The sequence below is a fragment of the Streptomyces sp. NBC_00094 genome (assembly GCF_026343125.1).
GTDB lineage: Bacteria > Actinomycetota > Actinomycetes > Streptomycetales > Streptomycetaceae > Streptomyces.
The window spans coordinates 273114-289411 of the sequence record NZ_JAPEMB010000001.1; the positions used below are offsets into that span (position 1 = coordinate 273114).

Annotated in this window: 14 protein-coding genes; 6 read left to right on the top strand and 8 right to left on the bottom strand. The window is 73.2% G+C overall.

Annotated elements, in window-relative coordinates:
• Window positions 1-180: 180 nt before the first annotated feature.
• Complete coding sequence (locus OG580_RS01315) at window positions 181-537, bottom strand: hypothetical protein (protein WP_267041770.1); 357 nt, start codon at window positions 535-537, stop codon at window positions 181-183.
• A 185-nt stretch (window positions 538-722) separates the two neighbouring features.
• Between OG580_RS01315 and OG580_RS01320 the strand changes: the two genes are divergently transcribed.
• Together OG580_RS01320 and OG580_RS01325 are read left to right on the top strand one after the other, a co-directional pair.
• Window positions 723-1601: a type 1 glutamine amidotransferase gene (locus OG580_RS01320; RefSeq protein ID WP_267041771.1), complete on the top strand. Its 879-nt coding sequence runs from the start codon at window positions 723-725 to the stop codon at window positions 1599-1601.
• Between the two features lie 193 nt (window positions 1602-1794).
• Entirely contained in the window at window positions 1795-2232 is a 438-nt protein-coding gene (locus tag OG580_RS01325; protein WP_267041772.1) for an OsmC family protein, read from the top strand.
• A 24-nt stretch (window positions 2233-2256) separates the two neighbouring features.
• On the opposite strand, the gene OG580_RS01330 is transcribed toward OG580_RS01325, so the two are convergent.
• The 3 genes from OG580_RS01330 to OG580_RS01340 form a co-directional block, all read right to left on the bottom strand.
• Entirely contained in the window at window positions 2257-4485 is a 2229-nt protein-coding gene (locus OG580_RS01330) for a sulfatase-like hydrolase/transferase (protein ID WP_267041773.1), read from the bottom strand.
• Between the two features lie 257 nt (window positions 4486-4742).
• Window positions 4743-6179 carry a carboxylesterase/lipase family protein gene (locus tag OG580_RS01335; RefSeq protein ID WP_267041774.1) on the bottom strand — a complete coding sequence of 479 codons (1437 nt, stop codon included), beginning with the start codon at window positions 6177-6179 and terminating at the stop codon, window positions 4743-4745.
• A 55-nt stretch (window positions 6180-6234) separates the two neighbouring features.
• A complete protein-coding gene (locus OG580_RS01340; RefSeq protein ID WP_267041775.1) occupies window positions 6235-7683 on the bottom strand; it encodes an MFS transporter in 1449 nt (482 codons plus the stop codon).
• A gap of 343 nt (window positions 7684-8026) precedes the next feature.
• Here OG580_RS01340 and OG580_RS01345 point away from each other — a divergent pair, with 343 nt between their 5' ends.
• The 3 genes from OG580_RS01345 to OG580_RS01355 all read left to right on the top strand — a co-directional run bounded on the left by OG580_RS01345 (window position 8027) and on the right by OG580_RS01355 (window position 9858).
• Window positions 8027-8977 (top strand): LysR family transcriptional regulator, encoded by a 951-nt coding sequence (locus tag OG580_RS01345; protein ID WP_267041776.1) that lies wholly within the window; start codon window positions 8027-8029, stop codon window positions 8975-8977.
• A 42-nt stretch (window positions 8978-9019) separates the two neighbouring features.
• Window positions 9020-9385 carry a hypothetical protein gene (locus OG580_RS01350; RefSeq protein ID WP_267041777.1) on the top strand — a complete coding sequence of 122 codons (366 nt, stop codon included), beginning with the start codon at window positions 9020-9022 and terminating at the stop codon, window positions 9383-9385.
• A gap of 176 nt (window positions 9386-9561) precedes the next feature.
• Window positions 9562-9858, top strand: a complete 297-nt coding sequence (locus OG580_RS01355; protein WP_267041778.1) for a hypothetical protein — start codon at window positions 9562-9564, stop codon at window positions 9856-9858.
• Between the two features lie 241 nt (window positions 9859-10099).
• Here OG580_RS01355 and OG580_RS01360 read toward each other — a convergent pair whose 3' ends face one another.
• A complete protein-coding gene (locus OG580_RS01360) occupies window positions 10100-10942 on the bottom strand; it encodes a CPBP family intramembrane glutamic endopeptidase (protein WP_267041779.1) in 843 nt (280 codons plus the stop codon).
• A gap of 291 nt (window positions 10943-11233) precedes the next feature.
• On the opposite strand from OG580_RS01360, the gene OG580_RS01365 reads away from it, so the two are divergent.
• Window positions 11234-12436: a serine hydrolase gene (locus OG580_RS01365; RefSeq protein WP_267041780.1), complete on the top strand. Its 1203-nt coding sequence runs from the start codon at window positions 11234-11236 to the stop codon at window positions 12434-12436.
• A 55-nt stretch (window positions 12437-12491) separates the two neighbouring features.
• Here OG580_RS01365 and OG580_RS01370 read toward each other — a convergent pair whose 3' ends face one another.
• The 3 genes from OG580_RS01370 to OG580_RS01380 all read right to left on the bottom strand — a co-directional run bounded on the left by OG580_RS01370 (window position 12492) and on the right by OG580_RS01380 (window position 16218).
• On the bottom strand, window positions 12492-12887 hold the full coding sequence (locus OG580_RS01370) for a nuclear transport factor 2 family protein (RefSeq protein WP_267041781.1): 396 nt from the start codon (window positions 12885-12887) through the stop codon (window positions 12492-12494).
• Window positions 12888-12958: 71 nt separating this feature from the next.
• Window positions 12959-15277 carry an arylsulfatase gene (locus tag OG580_RS01375; protein WP_267041782.1) on the bottom strand — a complete coding sequence of 773 codons (2319 nt, stop codon included), beginning with the start codon at window positions 15275-15277 and terminating at the stop codon, window positions 12959-12961.
• Entirely contained in the window at window positions 15274-16218 is a 945-nt protein-coding gene (locus tag OG580_RS01380) for a formylglycine-generating enzyme family protein (protein WP_267047851.1), read from the bottom strand. The genes OG580_RS01375 and OG580_RS01380 overlap by 4 nt, the downstream gene beginning before the upstream one ends.
• Window positions 16219-16298 lie beyond the last annotated feature (80 nt).

Genomic DNA, 16298 nt, shown 5'->3' on the forward strand with positions numbered 1-16298 from the left:
CTACTGCCGGGTATCCTCCGATGCGACGATCATCGCCCATGTGGGGGACGTCCGGGGACCGTTCGGCGGGGACACATCGCGGGGCGCCTCCCTAGGGGGTGTCTTGTCGATCAGACCCCGCGAGCCCGGCCTGATCGACAAGACACCCCCTAGACCCGCGCGTCACGGCCACCACCGCTCCTACGCTTCTGTCGCCGCCGCCTGCTCGGCGGGGCGCTCTCCCGGTGCTCGGCGGCGCACAAGTCGGCCCGCCCGGTGCGGAAGCCGGTCCCCCACGGCGGCGACGCCCCGGGCCTTCCTGCCGGCCCGCCGGCCTCGCGCCTGAACCCGGCCGCCGCAGGAGCGGAGCTGCGCCCGCGAGATCCGGGCGCGCTGACCGCCGCCCGCGATGAGGGCGTTGACCGAGGCCATCGGGTCGCCGCCCGCCGACCGCACGAGCAGGGCGCCGATCACCACGGGCCCGAGAGCCACGGCGAGGGCCGTGCCGGTGGCGGTGACGTGCTGGAGGGGGCGGTGGCGCCGGGCGTCGGAGGTCATGGCCCTATTCCAGCGGCGGCCGGCCGGCCGCGTATCGGTCGACGTACTCAGCCGGGGAGGCGCGGCCTACTCAACCGATCACAGGGGAGGTCCCCAGGGGCTCCCGCTCGTGCACTTCTTCGGAGATCCTCGGGGAGACCGCATCCCCGGGGCGTCCCGGGCCGGAGCGTGGAGGCACGACCACCGTGACGAGCGAGACGACTGTGACCGACGGGATATCCGGGACGGCCGGGGCACCGGCTGCGGCCCGGAACTCCGCCGGGGCCGGGGCCCGTGCGACGGCCCCGGCCCGTCCGACGGCCGGGCCCCTCGCGGCTCAGGGCGCCGCACCCGCCGTGCTCGTGGTGCAGCACGAGGAGGACGCCGGTCCCGGTCTCGTCGGTGAGTGCCTCGTACGGGCCGGTCTTCGTCTCGACGTGGTGCGTGCCTGGCGGGGCGAGCCCCTCCCGGAGGGCCTGGGCGGCCACGCGGGGCTGCTCGTCCTCGGCGGGTCCGTGAACTGCGAGGCCGACGAGGCCGCGCCGTGGCTGCCCCGCGTCCGTACGCTCGTCCGCGAGGCGGTGTCCCGCGAGGTGCCGCTCCTCGGGATCTGCCTCGGCGGCCAGATCGTCGCCCACGCCCTGGGCGGTTCGGTCGTGACCCGGGCCCGGGGGCCGGAGCTCGGGGCCGTACCGCTGCGGCGGCTGCCGGCGGCCGAGGGCGACCCGGTGCTCGGCGCGGTGCCGGAGGGCGCCCTGGCCGCGCAGTGGCACTGGGACGAGGTGGACCGGCTGCCGCCCGGTGCCGTACCGCTGCTGACCGGCGACGACTGCCCGTACCAGGCGTTCCGGGTCGGGAGCGCGGGGTGGGGGCTGCAGTTCCATCCGGAGGTGGGGGCCGGCACGGTCGCGCGGTGGGCGGAGGCCGATCACGCGCAGGTCCGCGCGGAGGGCGTGGACCCGGAGGCCGTCGTGACCTCCGTACGGGAGGCGGAGGCGGAGCTCCGTACGGTCTGGGGCGCGGTGTCGGAGGCATGGGGCGCGGTCGTGCGGGCCCACGCCGTCGCGCACCGCTCCCGCGCCTGATCGGGGCCGGTCGCCCGACGGAGTCGGGGTGCGGTCGGCCTGGGCCCCACCCCGCGCGCCGGCCGTGGCGCACGGGTGCGGATACTCGTGTCCGGGGTGATCGCGCGACCGGCGCGTCCCCTTGGCGGGACGGTGACCGTGGGGTTGCGTGGCGGGCGACCGTACCGCACGACAGCGAAGGAGCACCGCCGCCATGGCCGACTACCGGATCGAAACCGTCCGCACCGGGTACCGGAACTGGACCGCCCGTAACGACCGGGGCGCGGAGGTCCGGATGGCCGCCGCGGACGACGCGGACGCGCAGCCCTCGTTCACGCCGGTCGAGCTGCTGCTCGCCGCGATGGGCGGGTGCGGCGGCCTCGTCGTCGACCGGACCGCCCGCGCCGTGGACCACGACGACCTGCGGATCGTGGTGGAGTCGGTGTCGGGGCCCGAGGACGACGGCCGGCTGGGCCGGATCAAGGTCAGTTACGAGTTCGACCTGCCGGACAACAACCCGCGGGCGGCCGAGGTGTTCGCCCGCGCGGTGCGTCTGACGCACGAGAAGTTCTGCACGGTGAGCCGGACCGTCGAGCACGGCGCGCGGGTCGAGGCGATCCTGCCGGACGGCACGGTCGGCTTCGAGGGCTGACCGGACGGCCCGCGAGGGCCGGCGCTACACGACCGTGACGTGGGCCAGGGCCCAGGACGTGTGGTCGAAGGACGTCCTGGCGTTGGCGTCCGTCACTTCGAGCCGCAGGACGCGGACGCCGCGGATGTCCACGTCCACCGGTACGGGGCCGGTGGCGGCCGTGAGGGTGGGCGTGGTGACGAGGACGCGGTCGTCGCCGTAGACGGTGGCACGGGTGGCGCCGACGGAGCTCTGGCCGGCCGAGAAGTCGTCGATGCCGACGAGAGCCGTGAACCGGCTGCCCGCGCCGCCCAGATGGAACGCCACGTCGCTGTACGCGTGGACCCCGAGGCCCTTGGGGTAGGTGGTGCCGCGGAAGGCGATCGGGGTGCCGTCGCCGGCGGCGTTCCTGCCGTTGGAGGTGTCGCGCTCGACCGGGCCCCAGCCGTTGACGGCGGTGATCCAGGGAAGGTCCGAGAGATAGCCGTCCCGGGTGGGCGCGGGGGGCGGGGTGGTGACGACCCCGTCGGCGGCGTACCGCACCGGGCCGCCGGGGGCGAGGGCGGTGCCCTCGGCGGTCAGCGTCCACGGGGTCGCCGCGGGCGCTCCGGCGGCCGGGGTGACCTGCCAGGTGGCGGCGAGCCGGGCACCGGGGGCGAGCTGGGTGCCGGCCGTGGGCGTGGTGGCCCGTACGGTCCAGCCGGCCGGGGCACGCAGAGTGAGGGCGGCCGAGCTCCAGGCCCTCGCCGATCCGTTGGAGAGGCCGGCGGTGACGTCGAACGCCACTCCCGGCACGGCGAGTCGAGGAACCGTCAGCTGCACGCCGAAGGGGGTACGGGGGTACGCGTCCTGCCAGGAGGCGCGCATCAGCCCGACGAGTTCGGCGACCCGCGCGGGGTACCGCGCCGCGAGGTCGGAGGTCTCGCCGAGGTCGGTGGCCAGGTCGTACAGCTCGACCTGCCACTGGTCGTCGGGCAGGGCGTGGTCACGGACGGGGGCGAAGCGCACGGCCTTCCACCGGTCCTTGCGGAGGGATTCGGCGAGCCACGTGGACCGCTTCCGGTCCTGGGCGTCGGCGCGGCTCGTGACGCCCCGCTCGTCGCGGAACCAGTAGAGGTGGTCGTGGTGCGCGGCGTTGCCGCCGCCGGTGAGGAGGGGCGCCGCGGACAGGCCGTCCACGTCGGAGGGGGCGGGGGCGCCGCCGAGTTCGGCGAGGGTGGGGAGGAGGTCGGTGAGGGGCGTGGGCCGGTCGCTCGTTCCTGGCAGGACGCGGCCGGGGCCCCAGGCGATGAGGGGGACGCGCACCCCTCCCTCGTACAGATTGCGCTTGTAGCCGCGCAGCGGTCCGTTCGCGTCGAACAGGTCGGGGTCGACTCCGCCCTCCTCGTGGGGGCCGTTGTCGCTGGTGACGAGGAGGACGGTGTCGTCCTCCAGGCCGAGGGCGCGCAGCCGGTCGACGACGTCGCCGACGAGGGAGTCGAAGAGACTCACCTGTGCGGCGTGCCCCTTGTTGGCGGCGGTCCAGCTCCGGGAGGCGTACGCGCCGGTGTCGGGGATGTCGCTGGGCGCGTGCGGCACGGTCGGGGTCAGTAGGAGGAGGAACGGTTCGTCGGCGTGGCGGTCGAGGAAGTCGAGGGCCCGCTGCCGCAGCAGCTCCGGTGCGTAGACACCCTTGGCGCCGGCCGCGTTGCCGGGGACGAGTTCCTTGGCGCCGTTGTGCCAGAGGTACTCGGGGTAGTACTGGTGCGCGTGACCGTGGTCGATGTAGCCGTGGAACTCCTCGAAGCCGCGGGCGTTGGGGTGGCTGTCCTGACCGGCGCTCTCCGGCCCGAAGCCCCACTTGCCGATCACGCCGGTGCGGTAGCCGCGGGCCCTGAGGAGCTGGGCGAAGGTGGTGTCGGCGGCGGTGAGGGAGCCCTGGGCGCCGGACGGGTTGGCGCGTACGGTCGCGTGGCCGGTGTGCAGGCCGGTGAGGAGGGAGCAGCGGGACGGGGCGCAGACGGCCGCCGTCGAGTACGCGTCCGTGAACCGCAGGCCGTCGGCGGCGAGTCCGTCGATGCGCGGGGTGGAGATGAGCCGCTGGCCGTAGGCGCCGAGCTCGCCGTATCCGAGGTCGTCGGCGAGCACGACGACGAGGTTCGGCGGACGGGTCGTGTCCTCCGGCACCGCTGCGACGGCCGGGTCCGCGGCGGCCTCGGCGGCCCCGGTCACGGGCAGGGCGCCGAGGCCCAGCGTGGCGGCGGATCCGGCGAGGAAGCGGCGGCGGCTGGGCATGGCGAGGCTCCTTGGACGGGACGGCGAGCGCGACTGACGGATCGTCAAACGGTGTCCCGGGGCCGCGTCGTGCGACCCCGGGCTCACCGACGATCATCGGCGCGCCCGTCCCGACGGACCATGCACAGCGCATGAAGAACGTGTGACACGGCCCGCCGGACACCGCCTGGTGCACTCGCTCCGCCCGGACGGAGCTTCCACTCACCCGGGCCGGATCGACCGACCCCACTCACCCGGGCCGGATCGACCGACCCCGCTCAGCCGAGCCAGATCGAGCGGACCCCGCTCAGCGGGTCCTCGGCGGTCCCGGACTCGGCGTCCCAGACCATCGTGGTGCGCTTGTCGGTGGTGTAGCGCGGCCATTCCTCACCCGGGTCCTGGTCCGTCACGAAGCCGACCCAGGCCCGGTGCATGGCGTCGGCGAGAGCGCGCGGCGGCGTCTCCCCGGCGACGGGCGCGACACCTTCGGCGTCGAGGACGTCGAAGGCGAAGGGCAGGTCCAGGCAGTGGAAGGCGATACCCATGACCGGCGAGCGCCAGGCGAACTCGTAGAGCCAGGTGGGCCGTTCACGCGCGGCGCGGGCGTCCGCGACGGCGAGGTTCGGGGCCCGGAAGGTCGCGTCGGTCAGCGCCTGGCCGAAGAGGAGGGCCTCGCCGCCCGCCACGTACGCCTCGGTGAAGGCCTCGATCCGGGCGGCGTCGAGGCCGAGGCCGCCGAGCACGAGCGGCACCGGCAGGCCCTCGGGCGCGGGGATCATCGTGAACTCGTGCTCGGTGAAGCCGAGCATCAGCGGTACGTCGCCGCCCGCGTCCCCCGCCGTGAGGGCCTCCTGCACGGGTACGGGTATCAGCTCGCCGTCCGCGAAGGGCGCGAGGGTCAGCAGCGCCGGCACCCCCTCGCGGTCCGGCCCCTCCTCGGCCAGCCGGTCCTGGAGCGCGAGGATCTCGTCGTCGCCGAGGTCCCGCAGCGCGGCGGCGGTGGCGGGAATGCCGGTGCGGGAGGTGAGGAGCCGCGAGACGGAGCGGGCGACCTCGGGGCCGTCGGGCCGCAGGGCCGCGCCCGAGACGGAGATCACGCCACGGAACAGGCCTTGGGCGGAGGGAACGGCGAGGAGGGTCTGGACGGCGCCGCCGCCCGCGGACTGGCCGGCGATGGTGACCTTCGCCGGGTCGCCGCCGAAGGCCGCGATGTTGTCGCGGACCCATTCGAGGGCGGCGATCCAGTCCCGTACGCCACGGTTGTCGGGGGCGTCGTCCAGGTGGAGGAAGCCCTCGATGCCGAGCCGGTAGCCGAGCGAGACGACGATGACGCCGTCCCGGTTGAACGTGGCGCCGTCGTACCAGGGGCTGGCGGCCGAGCCGGCGACGTAGCCGCCGCCGTGGATCCAGACGAGGACGGGGAGGGCGGCCTCCGGGTCGGCGTCGGGGGTGAAGACGTTCAGGTTGAGGACACCCTCGCCCGGGATGGTGGGCTCGGGAATGATGACGATCTCGCCGAAGGGCCGACGCTGGGCGGTCGGGCCGTACGCGGTGGCGTCGAGCGGCTCCGTCCACGGCTCCGGCGGGACGGGCGCGGCGAACCGCAGGTCGCCCACGGGGGGCTGCGCGTACGGGATGCCCAGGAAGCGGAGGCTGCCGTCGGCGCGGCGTTCGCCGCGGACGGGCCCACGGGTGGTGGTGACGGTGGTGCTCATGCTGCTCCTTCTGCGCGGGGGCGACACGGGGGCCGGGAAAGGAGCGTGTCACCGCTTACTTACACGTGTCAATCTCCGTGTCCGCCCGCATGTCGCTCGCCCCCTCCCGGCGAGGCAGCAGCAGCGGTGTCGCCAGGAGGCACGCGCCCGCGAGCCCGATCGCGGCCCGGGGGCCGACGAACCCCGCGAGGAGGCCCCACAGGGCGGTCAGGGCGGCAACGGTCGCCTTGCCGGTGACCGACCAGGCCGTCAGGGTGCGGGCGACCCGGCCGGTCTCCGTGAGGGCGAGGCGGTGGGCGGCGAACACCGGGTTGAAGACGCCGATGCAGGTGATCAGCGCGAGCTCGACGGCGATCACGAGCAGGAGGCCGGTGACACCGGGGTGGACGAAGACCAGACCGACGGGCCAGCACACGCGCAGGGTGCCCGAGACCAGGAGGACCCGGTGGCGGCCGAACCGGTCCACGAGCCCGGGCGCCAGGCGTGCGCCGACGAGGCCGCCGACACAGGGAAGGGCGAAGGCGAGCCCGTACTGCCAGGGAGCGAACCCCAGCGGCCCGAGCATGAGGACGGCGAGCAAGGGCGAAGTGGCCAGGATGAGGCCGTTGACGAGAACGGTGTGGAGGAAGAGCGGGCGAAGGACCGGGTGGGCGAGGATGAGCCGCCAGCCTTGGGCGAGGGGGCCGAGACGCGAGCTGGGGCGCTCGGGGGGCTGGGGGGTTTCGGGTGGCCTGGGGGTCTGAGGGGTCCCAGGGGCCCGGGGAGTCCTGGGAGTCCTGGGAGTCCCAGCCGCCCCGGACGCCGCAGCCGTCCTGCCCACCCCAGCCGTCCCGCCCACCCCAGCCATCCTGTCCGCCCCAGCCGCTCCAGGTACCCCAGGTCTCCCAGGTGTCCCGGATGGGTCGTCTCTCGCGGGATGGCCCTCCGCACCACCCATGGCCCGGATGCCGGCCGCCGAGAGCAGGTAGCTGACGGCGTCGGCCATCACCGTGGCCACCGGGCCGAGCAGCGCGATCAGGGCGCCGCCGAGCGGCGGCCCGACGACGGTCGCGGTCCAGGACGTGGATTCCAGGCGCGCCTGGGCGACGACGAGGTCCGCGGGTCGCACGAGGGCCTTCAGGCAGGCTCCGGCCGCCGCGCCGAAGGTGATGTCGGCCGCGGCGACGACGACCGCCACGAGCAGGAGCTGGCCGAAGCCGAGCCGGCCGAGCGCGTACGCGACGGGGACGGTCAGCAGCGCCGCGCAACGGGCGAGGTCCATCGCGACCATCACGGACCGCTTGCGTCGGGCCTCGACCCACGGCCCGAGCGGCACCGCCACCGCCGCGCCGACGGCGGCCCCGAGCGACGCGAGCGCCGCGACCTCGGCGGCACCCTCGTGGAGGACCGTGATCGCGAGCAGGGGGAAGGCGCCGAACGCGAGCCCGGTACCGAGGGCGCTGGCCCCGTACGCCGCCCATAGCCAGCCGAAGTCACGCCCCGGCCCCGAGCGTCCGCCCGCCATGCCCGTACCCCTCTCCTCGCGGCGTCGCACAACCGCGCGTCGACCTCGGCCATCCAAGCGAGGAGCGGACCTCGCGATCAAACAACCGCAGGGCACGGAGACAACAACCCACAGTTGTCGCACGGGACAGGCCTAGGGCCTGTCTGACAATTGGCGTCGGATAGGCCGGGTCGTTCGGTGCGTGCGATCGGCGTGCGGCCGGGGCGTCCTCGTAGCGGTGGGGGTACCTCCCGTGCCCGAAGGGCTACGGGGGACTACGGGGGCGTCACGGCCGTGCGGCGAGCGTGCGTGCCGGGCGGGCCGGACCCGACGGGAATTGTCAGACAGGCCCTAGGGTGAGGGCGTGGATCTCGAAGCCGTACGCACGTTCCTCGCCGTCCTGGACGAGGGCCGCTTCCGGAAGGCCGCCGACGAGTTGGGGATCACCCAGCAGGCCGTCTCCAAGCGGGTCGCCGCGCTGGAGAAGGAGCTCGGCGTCCGGCTGCTCACCCGCACCGCGCGCGGCCCCGAGGTCACGATCGACGGGCAGGCCTTCCTGCCGCACGCCCGCGCCCTGCTCCAGGCCGAGGCCCGCGCGCTCGCCTCCGTACGCCCCGGCAGTCGGGCGCTTCGGGTGGACGTGATCGGACGGCGGCTCGCTCCGGCGGCCCTGCTGCGCGGGTTCCATGGGGCGCATCCGGAGATCGAGCTCGACGTCGTGACGCTCTTCGACGCCGACGCGGCGGTCGCGGCCCTGCGGTCCGGCACGATCGACGCGTCGTTCCGGGCCGTCACGATGCCCGGCCGGCAGCTCCCCGAGGGGATCGAGGCCCTGCCGGTCCTGGACGAGCCGCTCGAACTGCTCACGGGACCGGCCCACGCGCTGGCGTCCGCCCGTTCCGTCACGCCCGCGCGGCTCGCGGGACACCGGATCTGGGTGCCCGGCATCGTGAGCGGCACCGAATGGGCCGCCTACTACGCCGACCTCCGCGCCGCGTTCGGGCTCACCATCGAGGTGACGGGCCCCGACTTCGGCACCGAACCGCTGCTCGACACCGTCGCCGACTCCCCCGAACTCGCGACCCTCGTGGGCACGGGGACCCGCCTCGTGTGGCCCGACTCCCACGATCTGCGACGCATCCCCGTGCACGACCCGACGCCGGTCTACCCGCACTCGCTGATCTGGTCCGCGGACAACCCCCACCCCGCGCTCGTCGCCCTCCGCGACCACCTGGCCACCACCGCGTCGGGGCTCTCGGGAACCGACATCTGGACACCCTCCTGGGCACGCCCGCGCGAGCGGCAGGCACCCTAGACTCGGATCGATCGACGTGTGTACGGGGGAAGGCGGCGCGCGATGCGATGGAACCTCGACGTCGTGGTGGGGGTACTCGTGGGGCTGGTCGGCACGGGACTCATCGTGGCGGGTGTCGTCTGGAAGGGCCGCGCCGTACGACCGTTCGCCGCCTCCCGGGCGCGGTCCGTCGCCCAACGGGAGTACGCGCGCGACCTGCAGCGGGCTGCCGACCACGTGATCGCGACCGCCCGCCGCTCCGCCGGCGACGGCGAACCGGCCATCGTCACCGTCGAGGCCGTGGTGCGGGTGACGCGGGAGCGCTACGGATACACCGTGGTGGAGCGTCACCACGCGGCGGCAGCGCTGCGCCGACGGTTCGAACACTGGCGGTGTGCCGTCGACTGCGTCACGGACGCCTTCAGCTGAGCCAGGTATCCACAGTGGATCTGTGGGCAGGTCCGGCGGTCGGCCTCTCGCGCGGACTTAGCCAGGCGTGACCATCCAGTCCACAATGGAAAGGGTGACTACGTGCGACGCGGCGCCCACCTCCGAACGTCTGCGTCGATTCGTCGAACGACACGACACCGAACGAGGAGGACCCCATGTACGTCGTGGTCCAGCACAAGATCTTGAACCCCGAGATGGCGTTCCCCCGTGGCCAGGCCCTTATCGACGGCACCGGAGCGCCCGACGGCACCCGGGTGCTGCAGTTCTACCCGCACGTCGACGGATCCGTCGTGACGTGCCTCTGGGAGACGGAATCCGTGGCGGACGTCCAGGGCTTCGCCGACACCACTCTCGGTGACTCGAGTGTCAACGTGTGCTACGAGGTCGACGCGGAGAAGGCATTCGCCGACCGCCCTGCCGGCCTGAGGCCGAAGTCGGTTCCTGTCACCTAGGTTTCCGGATCACCTCGCGGACGCTTTCTTGTGGCCGGCGATCCGGTCGACGGGCTGGGGGATCACCGCACGGACGGAATCCCGCGACGGTCTTCACGGGCCCCGGTCGCGTGCGGCCGGGGTGGCGCGTGGGCGTCAGGAACCCGTCGCGGCTCGGTCGGACTCGCTGCGAAGAACGCAGAAGGGGCGGCCAGGCATCTGCCCGGCCGCCCCCTCCCGTGCGTATCCAGCGGCTCGGCGATCAGCCGCCCACGGGGGCGCGCCGGTTTCCGCGCACCAGGAAGACGGCCACGAGCGAGAAGACGATCATGAGGATCGTGACCGCCGCGGCGAGGGCGGACCAGCCGCCGGTCCGGTTCGTGACGGCTTCGTCGACGCCGCCGCTGGCGAGGAAGGTCGTCGGGTCCGTGAGGGCGTGGAGGACGATCGCGGCCCAGATCGTGCCGGTGACGCGCATCGTGAGGTACATGCACACGCCGAAGCCGAAGGTGTAGACCACGGTGAGGAATACCGTGCTCACCTTCATCCCGGACAGCACGTTGGTCACGTGCATGAGGGCGAACATGAGCGAGGACACCACCATCACGAACCGCTCGGGGTGCCCGGCGCCGCGCAGCATCTGGACCACGAGGCCACGGGTCGCGAGTTCCTCGGCGAGGCCCACGAAGACGCCGAGCAGGGCGATGAGAAGGATCTGCTCCGGCCCCCAGTCGCTCCAGCCGATGGCGGCGGAATGAGCGACGATGGCGGTGATCGCGAGCGCGGGGCCGATCCACATCCAGGGCCGACCCGCGACCGTCTGCCTGCCGAAGACGGAGCGGAGCCGGCCGATGGAGGCGGTGAAGCCGAGGAGGGTCACGGCGCCGATCGCGATCGGCAGCACGAGGCCGAAGAAGATCCCGGCGCCGGTCGCCAGCACGTTGTCCTTGTCGACCTCGTCGCCGAAGACGGCGCCGATGGCAAGACTGACCAGCAGGTAGTACGCCAGGTAGGCGACGATCACCAGGGCGGCCTTCCCCGTGGTCGGCCGGTCGAAGAAGCCGCGCCGGGGCGTGACCCGGCCGTCGTCGACTCTCTGTGTCATCGCCTACCTCGCCGACCTTTACTTCTTTTTACGGACTATCGCACAATAGAGCACATTTTCGCCTTAATGGACCAAGCCGAACAGAGCCGGAAAGCGCGCGGTCGCGCCGTCGGCCCACCAGGGCTCGCGGGCCGCACACCACCGACCACGTCGGCTCAGGGCCGCCTCGGCGATCCGTGGGGCGCCGAACGAGTGGACTCGCCGAGGCGCCGTCCGGGCGGGCCACGTCCGGCAGGGGTCCGGGTGGTGATGTGGCCGCCTGCTCCCCGACCTGGAAGAGGCGCCTCCGACATGCGACGTACCCCCACCCGCCGTCTGTTCGCCGCGGCCCTGCTCGTGGCGTCCGTGCTCGCTCCGACGGCCCTGGTTCCCGCTCCGGCCGTCCAGGCCGCGGGCGTCGACCGGTACGGCCAGGACGACCGCCCGCCGGGCGGGCTCGGCCCCGAGGTGAACGCGCGCCTGGACAAGGCCATCGAGGACGTACGCAGGAAGGCCGAGATCCCCGGCGTGGTCGTCGGCGTGTGGATGCCCGGCAAGGGCAGCTACGTACGGGCGACCGGTGTCGCGGACACCGCCACCCGCGAGCCGATGTCCGCCCACTCGTACATCCGGATCGGCAGCGAGACCAAGACCTTCACCGTGACCGCGCTGCTCCAGCTCGTCGACGACGGCCGGGTCGGGCTCGACGATCCGATCGCGAAGTACGTCCCCGGCGTGCGCAACGGCCACCGGATCACGCTCCGTCACCTCGCGGAGATGCGCAGCGGCCTGTTCCCGTACACCTCGGACGCGGACTTCGTCCACGACCTGCTGAGCGACCCGCAGCGTTCGTACACGCCGGAGGAGTTGCTCGCGTACGGCATGAAGCACAAGAACACCTTCAAGCCGGGCGCGCAGTTCCAGTACTCCAACTCCAACCTGGTCCTGCTCGGCCTGGTGGTCGAGAAGGTGACCGGTCAGCGGCTCCAGGACGTCATCCGCAACCGGGTGCTCCGCCCGTCCCACCTCTTCCACACGCTCTTCCCGGAGGGGGCCGAGTTCCCCGAGCCGCACTCCCGCGGCTACACCGACCAGACGCTGAGCGGCCGGATCGAGGACGCCACGGACTGGAACCCCAGTTGGGCCTGGGCGGCCGGCGCGATGATCTCGAACCTCCACGACCTGCGCCACTGGGCCGAGGTCGTCGCCACCGGGAAGCTGCTCAGCCCCGAGACACAGGCGCAGCGGCTCAAGACCCTGCCGACCGGCTTCCCCGGTACCACCTACGGCCTCGGCATCTTCGAGACCAACGGTTGGATCGGGCACAACGGCTCCCTGCCCGGGTACGAGACGGTGACCGTCTACCTGCCCGCGCAGAAGGCCACGATGGTCCTCATGCTGAACACGGACGCCCGCCACCTCGACAACCAGGAGCCGTCCACGCTCCTCGCCCAAGCGGTCACCCGAATCATCACCCCGGACAACGTGTACGACGGCGGGACCGCCCCGCGCTGAACGATGTCGGGTGCGGCCGCGAGGAGCGGTACGGCAGGGGGCTCGGGGCGGATCGTCACCGGAGGTCTTCGGGGACGGGGGTGCCCTGGTGGTAGTAGAGCCGCAGGGGTGTGTCGCCCGGCGCTCCGGGGGTGCGGCGCCAGATCGAGCTGCGGCGGGCCCGGTGGCCGTCGAGTACCGACTCGTACGTGAGGTGGACGATTCCGGGGGCCAGCACCGTGCCCGTGAAGGCCGTGGCTTCGTGGCGGGGGCCGTTCCCGGCGCTGCCCGTCATCTCGGGGAGCGCGGCGAGTATCTCCTCGTACGTCCAGCGGCGGCCTGAGGAGCCGATCTCGGAGAACTCGGGGTCGTGGAGTTCGGCGGCGAGGGCGCGGGAGGCACGGACGGCCGGGTCCAGCAGGCGCAGTTCGCGCTCGATGGCCTCGGCGATGTCGGGATCCTGGAGGGTCATGGAGGCATTATGGCTGGTCGGGACGGGTCGGGCCCGGGGTTTTCGCCCGGGCCCGACCCGTCCGTGTTCCGTTACTCGAAGGCCGCCGCCGCCTCCTTGAGGGCCGCCGCGACGGCCTCGGGTGCGTCGGGGCCGGGTGCTCCGGGGCGGTAGGTGACGGAGCGGAGCCTGCCGGTGTAGCGGAAGGTGCGGTGCCGTTCGAAGAGGGGCCACGAGACGGGTGACTTGCGGTCGATGCCCACACTGATGCCCTGGAAGGGGGCCATGCCGACGAGTTGGTGGACGCTGTCGGGCGCGGCCCGGTGTTCGCCGTCCACGAGCACGGTGAATCGCCAGCGGAGGCCCTCCTCCGCCGTGGCGACGAGGAAGATCTCGTGCGGGCCGCGAGCGAGGGGGCCCGCGTCGGTCTCGTGGAGACGGCCGTACTCGTTGTACGCGAAGGTCAGGCGGCCGTTCTCGACGTACAGGCTGTAGCCGCCGCCCTGGTCGCCGTGGGAGACGAGGACTCCGTCGCCGGTCTCCTCGATGGCCACGGCGATCTCGAAGGAGCGCAGGGAGACGAGCCGGGAGGAGCGGTAGCGCTCCAGTTCCGGGGTGCCGGGCAGCAGGGTGACGGGGCGGGTGAGCCGCTGCTCGGCGGGGTTGCGGCGGGCGAGGGCGCCGCTGTGGTCGGGCAGCGGGAAGACGCCGTTGCGCCAGGCGGCCTCCTCCCAGGCGGCCGACAACTCCTTTACCGTTTCCGGGTGTTCGGCGGCCAGATCGTGGATCTCGGTGGGGTCGGTACGGATGTCGTAGAGGGCCCATTCGGAGTCGTCGTACGGGGTCCCGGGCCGGTGGAGGGTGACGAGTTTGCGGCCGTCGCGGTAGTGGCTGCGGTTGCCGGTCATCTCGCAGTACTGCTCGGGGTGGGTCGAGGCGTGGGCGGGGTCGGCGAGGACGGGCGTGAAGCTGAAGCCGTCGACTTCCTGGAGGGGGACGCCCCGACGGCTCTCGGGGCGGTCGAGACCGGCGAGCTCGAGGAGGGTGGGAGCGATGTCGGTGACGTACTGGTACTGGGAGCGCAGCCCGGTCGCGAGCCTGCCGTCCCGTACCCCTTCGGGCCAGGAGAGGACGAAGGGGACGCGGACGCCGCCGGCGTAGGTGTGGCCCTTGTAGAGGCGGAAGGGCGTGTTGGAGGCCATGCCCCAGCCGCGGGGGTAGTGGACGAGACTGCGGGGGCCGCCGATGAGTTCCGGGTCGCGGTCGACGTCGGGGTCCCAGTCCCCGGGGAGGCGGGGATGGTGGACGAAGCGGCTGAAGTAGGAGCGGGTGCCTTCGAGCCCGCCCTCCCCCGTGCCTCCGTTGTCGGAGGTGAAGACGACGATGGTGTTGTCGAGTTCACCGAGCGCGGCGAGGGTGTCGGTGAGCCGGCCGAGGTTCTGGTCGATGTTGTCGACGAGAGCCGCGTACACCTCCATGTAGCGGGCGTAAAGCCGCTGCTGATCTTCCGTCAGGGAATCCCAGGCGGGGACGTCGAGACCGGATTCACTGTTGCGGGCGGGGAGTTCGGTGCCGGGCGGGAAGAGTCCGGCGGCGAGCTGGGCGGCGAAGCGGCGCTCGCGCAGGACGTCCCAGCCCTCGTCGTAGCGGCCGCGGTGACGGGCGATGTCCTCCGCCTTGGCCTGGAGGGGGCCGTGGACGGCGTTGTGGGCGAGGTAGAGGAGGAAGGGCTTGTCGGGATCGTGGGCGCGGAGCGACGTCACCATGGAGATGGCCCGGTCGGTGATGTCGTCGGTGTAGTAGTAGTCGTCGGGGAACTCGTCGATGTCGAGGGGGCTGTTGTCCCGGACGAGCTGGTGCGGGTGGAAGAGGCTGGTGAGGCCCTCCAGGACGCCGTAGTACTGGTCGAAGCCCTTCTGGAGGGGCCAGTTGGCGCGGTCGTCGGCCGCGTTGGAGGCGGAGTCGCGGACGAGGTGCCACTTGCCGACGGCGTAGGTGGCGTATCCGGCGTCGTGGAGGAGTTCGGCGACGGTGGGGATGTCGTCGGCGATCTCCATGCCGTAGCCGGGGAACCCGGGGTCGGCGTTGGCGACCATGGCGTAGCCGACGCGGTGCGGGTTGAGGCCGGTGAGCAGGGCGGCGCGGGCCGGTGAGCAGAGCGGCATGGTGTGGTAGTTGGTGAGGCGTACGCCGTCGTCGGCGAGGCCGTCCAGGACCGGCGTGGGGATCTCGGAGCCGAAGGGTCCGATGTCGCTGAAGCCCATGTCGTCGACGAGGACGACGACGATGTTGGGGGCCTTGGCCGGCGGGGTCGTACGGGTCGGCCAGGCGGGTGCGGAGTCGGCGAAGGTGCGGCCGACCCGGCCGGGGAAGCCTTCGTAGGGGTCGCGGCGGGGCGGAGCGGTGCTCATACGGAGGCGGGTCCTTCCGGGGGAAGCGTGCGGGCGGTGCGGAATCCGCCGTGGCCGGTCGAGGAGTCGGGGGTGTTGTGGGAGCGGGCGGCGACCCGGTAGCGGTTGCAGTAGGAGGCGTGGCAGAGGTAGGAGCCGCCTCGGATGACGCGCTCGGCGGGAAGGGCGGCATCGGCCCGGGAGCCCGCACCGGCGGGGTCGTACGGGTCGGCCGGGGCGAGGCCGTCTGCCGGTGCGCAGGCGTCGTTCGCTGCGAGGGCCTCGGTCGGTGCGAAGGCGTCGGTCGGGTCGAAGGCGTCGGCGCACCACTCCCAGACGTTGCCGGAGGTGTTGTGGAGGCCGTGGCCGTTGGGCTCGTAAGCCGTCACGGGCACGGTACCGATGCGTCCGCCGGGGCGGTCGGAGCGGTGCGGGAAGTCGCCGGTCCAGGTGTTGCACATCTCCCGGCCGCCGGGGGTGAAGTCGTCGCCCCACGGATAGCGGGCGCCGTCGAGGCCGCCGCGGGCCGCGTACTCCCACTCCGCCTCGGTCGGCAGCCGGACGCCCGCCCACGCGCAGTAGGCCTGGGCGTCGTCGTACGAGACGTGGACGACGGGGTGGTCGGCGCGGCCTTCGAGGTCGGAGCCGGGGCCCTCGGGGCTGTGCCAGGCGGCCCCGGTGACGCCGAGCCACCAGGGGGCCTGCGGGACCCGGCCGAGGACGTGGCCCACCGCGGCGGGGTGGAGCAGGAGGTGGAAGACGAAGGAGGAGCCGAAGCGTTCGGCGTCGGTGCGGTACCCGGTGGCCTCCGCGAACTCCGCGTACTGGGCGTTGGTGACGGCGGTGGCGTCGATCGCGAAGGGGGCGACGGTGACCTCCCGTACGGGTCCCTCGCGGTCGGCGGGGTAGCCCTCGCCGAAGGCGTCGCCCATGCGGAAGGTGCCGCCGGGGAGCTCCAGCATCGGGCGGGGCGGCGGGGCGGTCCGTACGGTCGGCAGCGGGAGCAGCTCGTCGGCCCGGGGCGGCCCGGCTTCCCCCGTGC